Annotated in this window: 16 protein-coding genes; 8 read left to right on the forward strand and 8 right to left on the reverse strand. The window is 65.6% G+C overall.

Annotation, left to right across the window (positions count from 1 at the left end):
• Positions 1-39: 39 nt before the first annotated feature.
• On the reverse strand, positions 40-1,065 hold the full coding sequence (gene gntR, locus AC0IZS_RS17470) for an HTH-type transcriptional regulator GntR (RefSeq protein ID WP_471636766.1): 1,026 nt from the start codon (positions 1,063-1,065) through the stop codon (positions 40-42).
• A 204-nt stretch (positions 1,066-1,269) separates the two neighbouring features.
• Between gntR and AC0IZS_RS17475 the strand changes: the two genes are divergently transcribed.
• From AC0IZS_RS17475 to AC0IZS_RS17490, 4 genes are read left to right on the forward strand one after another with little or no spacing between them, the layout of a single operon-like run.
• Complete coding sequence (locus tag AC0IZS_RS17475; RefSeq protein ID WP_471639544.1) at positions 1,270-1,764, forward strand: gluconokinase; 495 nt, start codon at positions 1,270-1,272, stop codon at positions 1,762-1,764.
• The gene (locus AC0IZS_RS17480) at positions 1,761-2,285 is read left to right on the forward strand and encodes a TRAP transporter small permease (protein WP_471636767.1); all 525 of its coding nucleotides are present in this window, start codon (positions 1,761-1,763) and stop codon (positions 2,283-2,285) included. The genes AC0IZS_RS17475 and AC0IZS_RS17480 overlap by 4 nt, the downstream gene beginning before the upstream one ends.
• Before the next feature lie 5 nt (positions 2,286-2,290).
• Positions 2,291-3,586 (forward strand): TRAP transporter large permease, encoded by a 1,296-nt coding sequence (locus tag AC0IZS_RS17485; protein ID WP_471636768.1) that lies wholly within the window; start codon positions 2,291-2,293, stop codon positions 3,584-3,586.
• A gap of 56 nt (positions 3,587-3,642) precedes the next feature.
• A complete protein-coding gene (locus tag AC0IZS_RS17490; protein ID WP_471636769.1) occupies positions 3,643-4,656 on the forward strand; it encodes a TRAP transporter substrate-binding protein in 1,014 nt (337 codons plus the stop codon).
• 102 nt (positions 4,657-4,758) lie between these two features.
• On the opposite strand, the gene AC0IZS_RS17495 is transcribed toward AC0IZS_RS17490, so the two are convergent.
• From AC0IZS_RS17495 to AC0IZS_RS17505, 3 genes are all read right to left on the reverse strand, one after another.
• Complete coding sequence (locus AC0IZS_RS17495) at positions 4,759-5,052, reverse strand: DUF4148 domain-containing protein (RefSeq protein WP_471636770.1); 294 nt, start codon at positions 5,050-5,052, stop codon at positions 4,759-4,761.
• Between the two features lie 77 nt (positions 5,053-5,129).
• Complete coding sequence (locus tag AC0IZS_RS17500; RefSeq protein ID WP_145699468.1) at positions 5,130-5,423, reverse strand: DUF4148 domain-containing protein; 294 nt, start codon at positions 5,421-5,423, stop codon at positions 5,130-5,132.
• Positions 5,424-5,452: 29 nt separating this feature from the next.
• On the reverse strand, positions 5,453-5,671 hold the full coding sequence (locus AC0IZS_RS17505) for a hypothetical protein (protein WP_471636771.1): 219 nt from the start codon (positions 5,669-5,671) through the stop codon (positions 5,453-5,455).
• A 191-nt stretch (positions 5,672-5,862) separates the two neighbouring features.
• On the opposite strand from AC0IZS_RS17505, the gene AC0IZS_RS17510 reads away from it, so the two are divergent.
• Positions 5,863-6,300 carry a CBS domain-containing protein gene (locus AC0IZS_RS17510; RefSeq protein WP_471636772.1) on the forward strand — a complete coding sequence of 146 codons (438 nt, stop codon included), beginning with the start codon at positions 5,863-5,865 and terminating at the stop codon, positions 6,298-6,300.
• A gap of 74 nt (positions 6,301-6,374) precedes the next feature.
• Here the strand turns inward: AC0IZS_RS17510 and AC0IZS_RS17515 are convergent, their stop codons facing one another.
• The 4 genes from AC0IZS_RS17515 to AC0IZS_RS17530 form a co-directional block, all read right to left on the reverse strand.
• Complete coding sequence (locus AC0IZS_RS17515; RefSeq protein WP_471636773.1) at positions 6,375-7,205, reverse strand: ABC transporter ATP-binding protein; 831 nt, start codon at positions 7,203-7,205, stop codon at positions 6,375-6,377.
• Entirely contained in the window at positions 7,202-8,134 is a 933-nt protein-coding gene (ntrB, locus tag AC0IZS_RS17520) for a nitrate ABC transporter permease (RefSeq protein ID WP_471636774.1), read from the reverse strand. The genes AC0IZS_RS17515 and ntrB overlap by 4 nt, the downstream gene beginning before the upstream one ends.
• Positions 8,135-8,194: 60 nt before the next feature.
• Positions 8,195-9,439 carry a CmpA/NrtA family ABC transporter substrate-binding protein gene (locus tag AC0IZS_RS17525; protein ID WP_471636775.1) on the reverse strand — a complete coding sequence of 415 codons (1,245 nt, stop codon included), beginning with the start codon at positions 9,437-9,439 and terminating at the stop codon, positions 8,195-8,197.
• Between the two features lie 437 nt (positions 9,440-9,876).
• Complete coding sequence (locus AC0IZS_RS17530; protein WP_471636776.1) at positions 9,877-10,503, reverse strand: ANTAR domain-containing response regulator; 627 nt, start codon at positions 10,501-10,503, stop codon at positions 9,877-9,879.
• A gap of 206 nt (positions 10,504-10,709) precedes the next feature.
• Here AC0IZS_RS17530 and AC0IZS_RS17535 point away from each other — a divergent pair, with 206 nt between their 5' ends.
• From AC0IZS_RS17535 to AC0IZS_RS17545, 3 genes are all read left to right on the forward strand, one after another.
• Positions 10,710-11,870, forward strand: a complete 1,161-nt coding sequence (locus AC0IZS_RS17535) for a branched-chain amino acid ABC transporter substrate-binding protein (RefSeq protein WP_471636777.1) — start codon at positions 10,710-10,712, stop codon at positions 11,868-11,870.
• Between the two features lie 106 nt (positions 11,871-11,976).
• The gene (cysC, locus tag AC0IZS_RS17540) at positions 11,977-12,498 is read left to right on the forward strand and encodes an adenylyl-sulfate kinase (RefSeq protein WP_471636778.1); all 522 of its coding nucleotides are present in this window, start codon (positions 11,977-11,979) and stop codon (positions 12,496-12,498) included.
• Positions 12,499-12,775: 277 nt separating this feature from the next.
• Positions 12,776-13,894 carry a hypothetical protein gene (locus tag AC0IZS_RS17545; protein ID WP_471636779.1) on the forward strand — a complete coding sequence of 373 codons (1,119 nt, stop codon included), beginning with the start codon at positions 12,776-12,778 and terminating at the stop codon, positions 13,892-13,894.
• The last annotated feature ends 2 nt before the right edge of the window (positions 13,895-13,896 follow it).

Consider the following 13,896-nt stretch of genomic DNA (forward strand, 5'->3'; position numbering starts at 1 on the left):
AACCGCCGCAGCGGTCCATCTTCACCGTCTTTGGGGCCTTCAGGTGCTCTCGCGCACCGTCAATTCGAAGCCCAGGTTCACCGAATTGTGTTCGGGCGCCTCGCCGCGCATCAGCGCCAGCAGCATGCGCGCGCTGGCCTCGCCGATGGACGAGCGTGGTGTGCGCACCGTGGTCAGCGTGGGCAGCATCTGGTCGCTGCCCGCCAGGTCGTTGAAACCCGCCACCGCCACCTGCGCAGGGACGGCCACACCCAGGCGCTGCGCGGCCAGCAGGCCGCCCTGGGCCAGGTCGTCGTTGCAAAAGAAGATCGCGTCCACGTCGGGCCGGGTGCGCAGCACCTGCTCGAACAGCTCGGCCCCCAGGCGGATGGAGGAGGGCTGGGCGCTGAGCAGTTCCAGGCGCGGGTCGTGCAGGCCGACCTCCTTGAGGCAGCGGCGGTAGCCTTCGGCGCGCTGCATGGTGCGCGGATCGAGCTGCGCGGCGACGAAGGCCACGCGCCGGCGGCCGCGTTCGAGCAGGTGGGCGGTGATGCGGTGGCCCGCGTCCTGCTGCGAAAAGCCCACGCAGTACACGCCGGGCGCCGTGGTCATCTCCATCAGGTGTACGCAGGGTACGCCGCTGGCGGCAATCATCTGGCGCGCGGACTCCGTGCGGTCAAAGCCCGTGACCAGCAGGCCGGCCGGGCGGTGCGCCAGGTAGGTGCGCAGCAACTGCTCCTCTTCATCGGGGTCGTAGTGGGTCACGCCGATCAGGGCCTGGTAGCCATGCGGGAACAGGGTGCGGTGTACGGCATCGAGCACGTCCACGAACAGCGCGTTGGAGAGCAGGGGCACCAGCACCGGCACCTGCACGCTGCGTTGCGACGCCAGGGCCCGGGCCGCGGGGTCGGGCACATAGCCCAGTTGCGCGGCAGCCGCCTTCACACGCTGTACCAGTTCGTCGGCCACGCCGCGCTCGCCGCGCAGTGCGCGCGAGGCGGTGATGGGGCTCACGCCGGCCGCCTCGGCCACATGGCTGAGCGTGACGCGGCCGCTGGAACGGCGCCTGGGTTCGGATCTGTACAAGGGTTTTCCCTCGAATGGTTGTGGCCTGATGGATTTAGGATAGCGCTGTCCAAATGCCAAGGCAAGGCCAGCATGCGCAGTAGTGTGGCATTTTCTCCTGTGGCGTCTTAATTTTCCCCTCATCCCGCCGGGATGTTTTTTTGAAGTTTGTTGGATAGCGCTACCAATATGAACTGTTCGCCGTCATCGGTTTTCCTCGTGGTCATGGGCGTGGCCGGTTGCGGCAAGTCCAGCCTGGGCGCCGCCGTGGCCCAGGCCCAGGCCCTGCCCCTGATCGAAGGGGACGACCACCACAGTCCCGCCAGCCGCGAGAAGATGCGCCAGGGCATCGCCCTGACCGACGCCGACCGCGAGGGCTGGCTGGCCACGCTGGGCCAGCTGCTGCAGGACCACCCAGCGGGCGCCGTGCTCACCTGCTCGGCCCTCAAGATGGCTTACCGCGAGCGCCTGCGCGCGGCCTGCCCCGGCGTGCGCTTCGCCTTCCTCGAGATCGACCGGGCCCATGCCGGCGAACGCGTGGCGGCCCGGGTGAACACCCACTTCTTCTCCACCACGCTGGTGGACAGCCAGTTCGCCACGCTGGAGTCGCCCGTGGGCGAGCCCGGCGTGCTGCGCCTGGATGCCCTGCAAAGCATCGCCACGCTGCAGGCCCAGGTGTCCGCCTGGCTTGCTACCGCCCACCAGGAAACCACCCCATGAGTGCCCACACCTCCCTTCCCGATCCTGCACCGGTCGCCGTCGGCCGCTTCCAGAAAGTGGCCCAGGTGCTGATGGCCAGCTGCCTGGGCGTGATGGCCGTGGCCGTCTTCATCAACGTGGTGCTTCGCTATGGCTTTGGCAGCGGCATCGCCGCCAGCGAGGAGCTGTCGCGCCTGCTGTTCGTGTGGATGGTGTTCATCGGCGCCGCAGCAGCCTACCCCGCGGGTGAGCACATGGCCTTCACCAGCCTGGCTGGGCTGCTGGCCAAGCGGCCGCTGGCGTTCGGCCTGCTCTCGGCCTTCATCCGTCTCTTGGTGATAACCGCCTGCGCCATGCTGGCCTGGGGTGCTTGGCAGCAGGTGGTGGTAGGCACGGGCAGCCATTCGGTGGTGCTCGGCTACTCGGCCGCGCTGCTGCCGCTGCCGGCCCTGCTGTGCGCGGTGGCCATCGGCGTGATGGCGCTGATCGAATTGATTCAACGCAAGCCGCTGGACCTCGGTCACGGCGCGGAAGTGGAGTGATGGACATGGGTCCCGAAGCACAGGCTTTTCTCGTTTTCTCGCTGGGCATGCTGGTGTTCATGGGCACGGGCATGAACATGGGCCTGGCCCTGGTGCTCACCGGCGCCGGCATGGCCTGGGTGCTCGATTTCTGGGACACGCAGCTGCTGGCCCAGAACCTGGTGGCCGGGGTCGACAGCTTTCCGCTGCTGGCCGTGCCCTTCTTCATCCTGGCTGGCGAGCTGATGAACTCCGGCGGCATCAGCCGGCGCATCATCGACATGGCGCAGGCCTGGGTCGGGCATATCCGTGGCGGGCTCGGATACGTGGCCATCGGCGCGGCCGTGCTCATGGCCAGCATGAGCGGTTCGGCCCTGGCCGACACGGCGGCGCTGGCCACCATCTTGCTGCCCATGATGCGCCAGCAGGGCTACCCGATGAACACCTCGGCCGGGCTGATCGCCTCGGGCGGCATCATTGCGCCCATCATCCCGCCGTCCATGCCCTTCGTGATCTACGGTGTGACGACCAACACCTCGATCTCGGCGCTGTTCGTCTCGGGCATCGTGCCGGGGCTGATGATGGGCGTGGGCCTGATCTTCGCGTGGCGCTGGGTGCTGCGCGGCATCGACCTGCCGCCGAGCCGTGCGCCGCTGCCCCTGCGCGAGCGCCTGCGTGCCACGGCCAAAGCCTTCTGGGCGCTGCTGATGCCGCTGATCATCATTGGCGGCATGAAATCGGGCGTCTTCACGCCCACCGAGGCCGCCGTGGTCGCCGCCTTCTATGCGCTGGCCGTGGCCCTGTTCGTGCACCGCGAGATGCGCGTGCCCGAGATCTATGGCGTGCTGGTGCGCGCCGCCAAGACCACCGCCATCGTGATGTTCCTGTGCGCCGGCGCCCAGGTGGCCAGCTACATGATCACGCTGGCCGACCTGCCCACGGTGCTCACAGGCTGGCTCGGCCCGCTGGTGGAAAACCCGCGCATCCTGATGGCGGTGATGATGGTGGTGCTGGTGCTCATCGGCACGGCGCTGGACCTCACGCCCACCATCCTGATCTTCGCGCCCGTGATGCTGCCCATCGCCGTCAAGGCGGGGATCGACCCGGTCTACTTCGGCCTGATGTTCGTGCTCAACGGCGCGATCGGCCTGATCACCCCGCCCGTGGGCACCGTGCTCAATGTCGTGGCCGGCGTGGGCCGCATCTCGATGCACAGCGTCATCAAGGGCGTCAACCCGTTCCTGTTCACCTACGTGCTGATCCTGGCGCTGCTGGTGGTGTTCCCGCAGATCGTGACGGCACCGGTCCTCTGGATGCGGTGATGGCGTTGCACCTTTCTTTTTCCGTGCCTTTCTTTCCCTTGCCAATGGAGACAACCATGAAGACTTTCCGCCGTACCCTGCTGGCCGCCCTGTCGGTCGCCGCTGTCGCCGCCTCGTTCCAGGCCGCTGCCCAGGACTTCAAGCCGCGCATCATCCGTTTCGGCTATGGCCTGAACGAAGTGTCCAACCAGGGCCGCGCCACCAAGCTGTTCGCCCAGGAGGTCGAGAAGGCCTCGGGCGGCAAGATGAAGGTGCGCGCCATCGGTGCCGCCGCGCTGGGCTCGGACGTGCAGATGCAGCAGGCGCTGATCGGCGGCGCGCAGGAGATGATGGTCGGCTCCACCGCCACGCTGGTCGGCATCACCAAGGAGATGGCGATCTGGGACACGCCCTTCCTGTTCAACAACGCCAAGGAGGCCGACGTGGTCCTGGACGGCCCGGTGGGCCAGAAGGTCATGGACAAGCTGCAGGAAAAAGGCCTCGTGGGCCTGGTGTACTGGGAAAACGGCTTTCGCAACCTGACCAACAGCAAGCGCCCCGTGGCCAAGCTCGAGGACATGAACGGCATCAAGCTGCGCGTGATGCAGAACAACGTGTTCCTCGACAGCTTCAAGACCCTGGGCGCGAATGCCGTGCCACTGCCGTTCTCGGAGCTGTTCACGGCCCTGGAGACCAACACGGTGGACGGTCAGGAGAACCCCTACAACACCATCCTGTCGAGCAAGTTCTACGAGGTGCAGAAGTACCTCACGGTCACCAACCACGTCTACAGCCCCTGGATCGTGTTGGTCAGCAAGAAGTACTGGGACGGTCTGTCGAAAGCCGAGCAGAAGGTGCTGCTTGACGCCGCCAAGAAGAGCCGCGAGTTCGAGCGCCAGGACACGCGCGACGAGGCTGCCAAGGCGCTGGCCGACCTCAAGGCCAAGGGCATGCAGGTCAACGAACTGTCGTCCGCCGAAGCCAGCCGCATGCGCGAGAAGCTCGGTGCCGTGAACGCCAGCATCGCCACCAATGTGGGCGAAGACCTGTGGAAGGAAGTGCAGGGGGCGGTGGCCGCGGCACGCAAGTAGCCGGATCCCAGCCACATGGCAAAAGGCCGGGGCCCCTTGCGGGGCTCCGGCCTTTTTTTGCAGGGGACTGCCGTGCGGTCGGCAGCCCCGTTGCCTGGCAAATTACATCGAGCCGAGTTCGCCCGACGAGATCTTGCCCGTGCGCACGGCGTCGGCAGCCTGGGCTTGCACGGCAGCGCGGTCGGCGGTCGATTGGTAAGACACCACGCGCGAACCAGCGGGTTCGATGCTGCGGGTCTTGGCCACGGTGGCGGCGTCGGCCATCACTTCGACACGGGTGCGGCTGGTCTCGAACTTCGTGGCGAACTGCGAAGCATCGGCTTCGTCAGCCTGGGCACCGAAGGAAGCGAAAGCAGCAACGGCGGCGATGGAGAGGAAACGTGCGGTGGTGTTCATGGTGAAACTCCTGTGAAATTCAAAAAATGAGGACGAGGTACTGAGGAATACGGGGCAATTCGCCAACTGGATGCGAATTACAGAGCGCCGATTTCGCCGGAAGAGATCTGGCCGGTGCGCACAGCGTCAGCAGCCTGGGCACGCACGGCAGCGCGGTCGGCGGTGGACTTGTAGGTCACGACACGCGAACCAGCAGGCTCGATGCTGCGGGTCTGGGCGACGGTGGCGGCTTCAGCGGCCACTTCGGCGCGGGTGCGGTTGGTTTCAAACTTGGTGGCGAATTGCGAAGCATCGGCTTCGTCGGCCTGGGCACCGAAAGAGGCGAAAGCGGCAACAGCGGCGATGGAGAGGAAGCGTGCGGTCGTGTTCATGGTGATGTCCTTTGGATGAAAAAAGCGTCTCAAAAAAACCGGAACGGCTGCGATACGAACAAGCTGCTGAACCGGGTTCGGTGAGTCGCCTTGCGGGTTCGGCTCATCGATGGGTTGAACTGTACGCCTGGGGTGTTCATTGAAAAACCACTCAGTCGCAAATTAACTATTCCGGTATCAGAAACAATCCACAGAGTTCCTGCGGTGTCCAGCTTGCTTGTTCCCGAGAGAGCCAGCGCGTTGAACATGGGTGTATCGTGCCGGGTTAACCCGTACCGGGGGTCTCGACGCGGTTTCGTTTCTTTTCGATTTGTTTCGGCCGTGGGGCAATGCAACAGCGCAGAAACATCAGCATGGGACGCTACCGGTTGCGCTCGGCAGGCAGATGGGCTGAAATGGTCCTGTGCCCCGTATCCACGTCTCTCAGAGGGAGGTTTCCATGACCGTCGTAGCCAAGATTCTTCAGTCCAAGCCTGACGCCACCGTGCACACCATCAGGCCCACGGATTCCGTGCTCGCCGCCCTGCAGCTCATGGCCGACAAGGGCATCGGCGCTCTGGTGGTCACCGAAGGGGATGCCATCGTGGGCATCTTCACCGAGCGCGACTATGCGCGAAAGATCGCGCTCCTGGGCCGTACCTCGGCCGCCACGCTGGCGCGCGACGTGATGACCTCGGCTGTGCGCTTCGTGCGGCCCGACCAGACCAGCGAACAGTGCATGCAGATGATGAGCACAGGCCGCCTGCGCCACCTGCCCGTGGTGGACAACGGCAAGCTCGTGGGCATGATTTCCATCGGTGACCTGGTCAAGGACATCATCTCCGAGCAGAAATTCATCATCGAGCAACTGGAGCAGTACATCTCCGGCGCGCACTGAGCATGTAAAAAAGGCGCCGACCGGTAGCGGTCAGCGCCTTGTCTGCTGTGGCGCGCGCTGGTGGCGCGCAAGGCTCAGGCGGCTTTCTCTACATGCCCCTGGCGCGTGTAGAGGAAATCGATCACCGCCTTGCGGTAGTGGACGTACTGCGGGTCTTCCGCCAGCTCCACGCGCTTGCGCGGGCGGGCCAGGTCGACCTGCAGCACCTCGCCGATGGTCGCGGCCGGGCCGTTGGTCATCATCACGATCTTGTCGGACAGCAGCACGGCTTCGTCCACGTCGTGCGTGACCATCACCACGGTGCTCTGCGTGCGCGCCACGATCTCCAGCAACTCGTCCTGCAGCTTGGCGCGCGTCAGGGCATCCAGGGCGCCGAAGGGCTCGTCCATCAGCAGCACCTGGGGCTCCATCGACAGGGCGCGGGCAATGCCCACGCGCTGCTTCATGCCGCCCGAGATCTCGCCGGGGCGCTTCTGGCCCGCGTGGGTCAGGCCCACCAGGGCCAGCGCTGCATCGGTGCGGGCCTTGAGTTCGGCCTTGCTTTCGCGGCCGCTGAATACGCGCTCCACCGCCAGGTAGACATTGTCGAAGCAGGTCAGCCAGGGCAGCAGCGAGTGGTTCTGGAACACCACCGCGCGCTCGGGGCCGGGGCCCTTGATTTCCTTGTTGGCGCACAGCAGGGCGCCAGCCGTGGGCGTGGTCAGGCCGGCGATCAGGTTCAGCAGCGTGGACTTGCCGCAGCCCGAGTGCCCGATCAGGGCCACGAACTCGCCCTTGGCGATGGTGAGGTTGATGTCCTTGAGCGCGGGGAACAGGCCCTTGGCGGTCTTGAAGGTCTGCTCGACCCCTTGCACCTCGATGAACTTGGCGGCGTGGGATGCGTGTGCTGCGGTTGCGGTGTTCATGCCTTCACCTCTTCGAATGTGAATGCGGTGGCCAGCTTGATGAGCGCGAACTCCAGCGCCAGCCCCACGATGCCGATCACGAAGATCGCGATGATGATGTTCTTGACGTTCAGGTTGTTCCACTCGTCCCAGACCCAAAAGCCGATGCCCACGCCGCCGGTCAGCATCTCGGCGGCCACGATCACCAGCCAGGCCGTGCCCACCGCCAGGCGCACGCCGGTCAGCATGTAGGGCAGCACGGCAGGGAACAGGATCTTGGTGGCAATTTTCCACTCCGAGAGGTTGAGCACCCGGGCCACGTTCATGTAGTCCTGCGGCACGCGCTGCACGCCCACCGCGGTGTTGATGACCATGGGCCAGATGGAGCAGATGAAGATGGTCCAGATCGCAGCCGGGTTGGCGCCCTTGAACACCAAGAGGCCAATGGGCAGCCAGGCCAGTGGCGACACCGGGCGCAGCAGGCTGATCAGTGGGTTGAACATGCGCGACAGGAAGTTGAAGCGCCCGATCACGAAGCCCGCGGGAATGCCCACCAGCGCCGCCAGGCCGAAGCCCACGGCCACGCGCTCCAGCGACATCAGCACGTTCCAGCCCACGCCCTGGTCATTGGGGCCATTGCGGTAGAACGGGTTGCTGAAGATCTCCAGCGCCTGCGCCCAGGTGGCCAGCGGACTGGGAATGCTGCCGCCGGTGGTGGTGGACACCACGGCCCACAGGCCAATGAGCAGGCCCAGGCCGCACAATGGCGGCAGCACGGCCATCCAGAAGCTGCGCGAAAGCGCGGCCCAGTCGCGCGGGGCGCGTGGCGTGGGCACGCTGGCGGGGGGCGCCTTGCGGGCTTCGGCCTGGATGGCAGCGCCCCGGGCGGGCGCTGCCGGTGCGTCGGCCGGCAGGGCGGCGGGAGGGGAGTGGAAAACGGCACTGACCATGGTGATCTCCTGTGCGGGTGGGAACGTGGGGCGAACGGGGAGCTGTGGGCCCATGGCCTCTCAGGCCTTGATCTTGAAACCGTCGGCGTATTTCTTGGGGTCCTTGCCGTCCCACACCACACCGTCCACGAGCTTGTGCGTGCGCATGTCGCTCTTGGGCAGCGGGGTCTTGGAGGCAGCGGCTGCCTGCTTGTAGACGTCCACGCGGTTGATGGCCTTGGCCACGCCGGCGTAGTCAGGGTGGTCCTTGAGCAGGCCCCAGCGCTTGTGCTGGGTGAGGAACCACATGCCGTCCGACAGGTAGGGGAAGTTCACCGCACCGTCGTTGTAGAACTTCATGTGGTTGGGGTCGTCCCAGGTCTTGCCCATGCCGTCCTGGTAGCGGCCCAGGATGCGCTGGTTGATCGCGTCCACGCCGGTGTTCACGTAGGCCTTGCCGGCAATGGTCTCGGCCATCTTGTTCTTGTTGCCCAGGCTCTCGTCGATCCAGCGGCCGGCTTCCAGGATGGCGGCCGTCACGGCACGCGCCGTGTTGGGGTACTTCTGCACGAACTCCGAGGTCGTGCCCAGCACCTTTTCGGGGTGGTCCTTCCAGATGTCCTGCGTGGTGGTGGCGGTCACGCCGATGCCGTCCATGATGGCGCGGTGGTTCCAGGGCTCGCCCACGCAGAAACCGTCCATGTTGCCCACGCGCATGTTGGCCACCATCTGCGGTGGCGGTACGGTGATGACCTTGGCATCCTTCATCGGGTCGATGCCGTGCGCGGCGAGCCAGTAGTACAGCCACATGGCGTGCGTGCCGGTGGGGAAGGTCTGGGCGAAGGTGTACTCGCGCTTTTCGCTGGCCATGAGCTTGGCCAGGCCGGCGCCGTTGACGGCGCCCTTGTCGGCCAGCTTCTTGGACAGTGTGATGGCCTGGCCGTTCTGGTTCAGGTTCATCAGCACGGCCATGTCCTTCTTGGGGCCGGCCAGGCCCAGGTGTACGCCATACACCAGGCCGTAGAGCACATGGGCAAAGTCGAGCTCGCCGTTGACCAGCTTGTCGCGCACGCCGGCCCAGCTCGCCTCCTTGGTGGGGATGATGGTCACGCCGTACTTCTTGTCGATGCCCAGCACCGAGGCCATCACCACGCTGGCGCAGTCGGTCAGCGGGATGAAGCCGATCTTCACTTCCTTCTTCTCGGGGGCGTCGGAGCCCTGTGCGTGGACGAGTGCGCGCAGGGCCGGGCTCACACCCACGGCGCCCACGGTGGCGGCCTGCAGCACGGTGCGGCGGTTGAGACTGGTTTTGAGCAGATCGGTCATGGTGCTTCCCTGGTGGCGTGAAAAACAAAAAAGGCGTCCCCCCTGCGCCTGGGCTGCTGCAACTTCACAAAGAAAGTCACGCAGCGCCGAGCGCGGGTGGGACGCCTGTGTCCGGTGGCGAGGGGTACCTGCCCGCCATTGGGTGGATACCGCTCATCGAAGACCTTCGTTGGTCTTGTCCAGGTAATGCAAGCCTTGTGCCAGCCCTGTGATCTGCCAGGATGCTCTGTTTTTGATAGCTAACTATCGAATCAAAATGGGATGGTCAGGCGGCTGCTTCATGAAAGCGCGCAAGCCATGCACCGTCTTTGATCGCACAGGTGTTGTGCGATGCACCATCGCGGGCCGTGCTGTGCCAGGGCAGGGGTGGGAGTGGTGCAGTGCGTCCGGCGTGAAACGCGTCTGCTGCAGTGGCAGCGTGCGCAGCGGGGGCCTTGTCAGCCCAGCAGATCGGCCACGTCGAGCATGCGCTGCGCGACGTCGACCAGTTTGAGGCCCTTGTCCATGGCCGTCTTGCGCAGTTTTTCATAGGCGGCCTGCTCGGTCAGGCCCTGGCGTTCCATCAGCAGGCCCTTGGCGCGGTCGATGGTCTTGCGGTCCTTGAGCTCGGTCTTGGCGTCGGCCAGCTCGGCGCGCAGCGCCTGCTCGTGCTGGAAGCGTGCCATCGCCACGTCCAGGATGGGGCGGATGCGCTGGGGCGCCAGGCCCGCCACGATGTAGGCCGACACACCGGCCGCCACGGCCGCCTTCACGTGCGAGGTGTCCTCGTCGTTGGTGAACATGACGATGGGGCGGCGCTCGTTGCGCGTGGCCATCACCACATGCTCCAGGGCATCGCGTGCTTCGCTTTCGGCGTCCACGATGATGAGGTCCGGCTGCAATTGCGCCAGGCGCTCGCTCAGGAACACGTCGGCCGGCAGCGTGGCCACCAGGTTGAAGTTGTTTTCCAGCAGGCCAATGCGCAGCGCCCGCGAGCGCTCTGCCTGCAGCAGGGCGTGCTCGTCGTCGGGGTCGGCAACCGCCAGATCGGGGGCGACCACCACTATGCGCAAGGCCTCATTCATGCCGTCAGCATAGCAAGATTTGCGCCACAAATTGGTGCGCCGGGCTGGTGCGGACAGGGGTCTACCCTGCTTTTGAAGGGCCAATGGCGGCGGGGGCCTGAAACTTGCTAATAGAGTGTGTATTGGGAGGGCATACCCGATAGCGCCTCTTCGCGGCGTCGCATATACATCCGGTCACATTGACATACTGATATGGAGCTTCCTGCATGAACCTGCCCATCGACCGGCGCCGATTCTCGGCCAGCCTGGCCTTTACCGCTGTGGCCGCCACCGCCCTGTTGGCGGGTTGCGGCAAAGTGCCCGACACCATCAAGATCGGGGTGGCCCAGCCCCTGAGCGGGCCCCTGGCCGCCCTGGGGCAGGACTTGCTCAACGGGGTGAACCTGGCCGTGGCCGAACTCAACAAGGGCGGCTACACCGTGGACGGCAAGCGCGTGACACTGGAGGTGGTGTCCGTGGACGACAAGGCCGACGCTGCCACCGGCAAGACCGTGGCCCAGCAACTGGTGGATGCCGGCGTGGTAGCGGTCATCGGCCACCTGAATTCGGGCGTGAGCATCGAGACGGCACCCATCTACGCGGCCAAGGACATTCCGCAGATCGCCATCTCCACCAACCCCAAGTTCACCCAGCTGGGCTTTCCCACCACCTTCCGCATGGTGGCCAACGACACGCTGCAGGCGCGCGCCATCGGCTCGTTCGCCGCCACGCAGCTGGGCGCCAGCCGCTACGCAGCGCTGGACGACGGCACCCCCTACGGCAAGGGCCTGGCCGACGGCGCGGCCGAGCAGCTCAAGGCGGAGAAAAAGGAAGTCGTGGTGCGCAAGTCCTTCGACGACAAGACCACCGCCTTCGATGCCCTGGCCGGTGAGCTCAAGGCCGCCAAGGTCGAGGTCATCGTCTCCACCCTCAATGACTTCCAGGCCATTGCCCTGCTGGAGGCGCTCAAGAAGGTTGACCACACCAAGGTGCGCCTCTTGGGTGGCGACACCATCAAGACCACCGACATGGCCAAGGGCGCCGGCATCGTGGAAGGCATTTACGCCACCTCGCCCGTGCTGGAGGCCAAGGAGTTCACCACCGGCAAGCCCTTCCTCGAAAAGTATGTGGCCGAGTTCAAGAAGCCGCCGGCCTACGGCGGCCACTACAGCTACGACAGCACCTACGTGCTGTCGGCCGCGATCCAGAAGGCCAAATCCGCCAACCCCAAGGACATCACCAAGGCCATGCACAGCATCAACGGCTATGCGCCGGTGATTGGCACCATGACCTGGGACGACAAGGGTGAGCAGCGCTATGGCGCCGTGGGCGTGTACGAGCTGCGCGGGGGCGGGTGGGAGCTGCGCATGCGCTCGGACCGCTGGTAAGAACGAAGACCAGGGAGACACCAGCTCTTTTTGGGTGTTGGACGGTGCCGTGGCTGGCATAGTAGGAGGTGGACCATTTCCCGACCTATCCAGCCCGGAGCCCTGTTTGAACCCCCTCGTCTACTGGATCACCGGTCTGCCCGCCGCAGGCAAGACCACCCTGGCCACCGCGCTGGCCCAGGCCCTCAACCAGGCCGGTGGCCGGGCCTGCGTGCTCGATGGCGATGAGCTGCGCAAGGGCCTGTGCTCGGACCTGGGCCTGTCGGCCGCCGACCGGGCCGAGAACATCCGGCGCGCCGGTGAGGTGGCGCGTTTGATGGCCCACAACGGCATGACCGTGGTGTGCGCCTTTGTCTCCCCCTTCGAGGCCGACCGGCAGCGGGTGCGCGCCCTGTTCGCTCCCGGCGAGTTCCACGAGATCCACCTGAGCACGCCGGTGGAGGAGTGCGCCCGGCGCGATCCCAAGGGCCTGTATGCGCGCGCCAAGGCGGGGCAGATCACGGGGCTGACCGGCTGGGACAGTGCCTATGAGGCACCCTCTGCCCCCGAATCGCAATACAACACCCAGACCACCACGGTGGTGGCCATGGTGCAGCAACTGCTGAACTCGCGCGCGGCGCTGCGCTGACCCACAGCGGGGAGCCGCTTGCCCGGGCCGGGCCCTGCCTGCGGTACGAATCTTTACAGGAACTTCGCTGCGCCATGCCTCTCTGAGCTTCGCCACGCCCGTATGGCGGGACAGGGCCGCGTCTTCGTGTGCGGCATGTCCTACGCGGTCTTGGTGGCTGAAGTTATTGTTGATAACTGAATGGGTGAGCGCCCGATGGGCGCTTTTTGCTGGCTATTTGGTTTTGCCTGGAGTGGTGTCGATGCGGTTTCTGGTTGTCTTGTGTCTTTCTGCGGTGGTGTCTCTGGCCCACGCTGCCAATTTCGTTTCGCTTCACCAGTCGCCGCTGCGCATCGCGCTGCCCCCTGCCACCGGCACCTACGACTACACCTTCAATACCAGGATCGGCTTCAAGCAGCAGTACGCGCCTGAAGGCGTCACGGGCTGCGCCATTGGCTACGCCACGGGGGGCTGTGCCTTCCCGGGTGGCGGATCGCTGGCGCTGTCCGAGTTCACCGGCTACCAGCTGCAGTACAAGGAGTTCAAGGTCTACATCCCCGCGGGCACCCGTTCGTTCATGTTCTCGGGCTATGCGCCCCAGCGCACCGAATCCGCCTTCGCCCTGCGCTACGGCTCAGCACCGGTCCGTGAGGGGGCCCTGGGCGCCGCAGAGTACACCAACGTCCAGGCCAGCGAGCACATCGACACCACGTTCTCGCGGCTGGTCAACGAGCCCGGTGCCGACCACCTCGTGGTGCACGATGGCGGTGGCACCGTGCGCTTCGTGGGCGGCCTGCTCGACGCCAGCAAGGGCAGCACCAGCCAGGGCAATTGGCTCTACATCCGCCAGATCAACGGCAGCCCGCTGTACGACGTGCAGGGCGCGATCGACGTGGACATGGCCAGGTACGCTGCCGGGTACGCAGCGATCACCTGGACCACCACGACCTACCCCGACCCGGTGGAGGGCCCGGGCCCTGCCGTGGGCACTGTCAACACCGCCGATCAGCAGGCGGCGGCCGCCACGGTGGCGACTGCAACGGTTTCCACTGCGGTGCTGTCCACGCCCGGCCAGCCGCTGCAACTGGGCATCACCCTGGCGCAGACAGTAGCTGATGTGGCTGCCAACCCGAAGATCAGCGCCTGGGTGGCGGCGCGCATTCCGGCCAATGGCCAGGGCCAGGCGTCGGATCTGTGGTTCTTCCGCAAGGGTGATGGCAGCTGGACCAGCCAGGTGCCGGCAGACGCCGAGGGCATTGCCTTCGCGAGCCAGGTGACAAACGCTGCCACGCTGCAGTTCAAGCCGTCGCTGGACTTCACCGAAGCGGAGATGCGGGCAGCGAATGCCGAGGTCTACTTTGGCTACCGAGCTGGCAGCGGCGCCGTTGTGAACCAGGGCAAGGTCTGGCCGCAGTAAGA

It is taken from the genome of Acidovorax sp. AC410 (assembly GCF_979253235.1).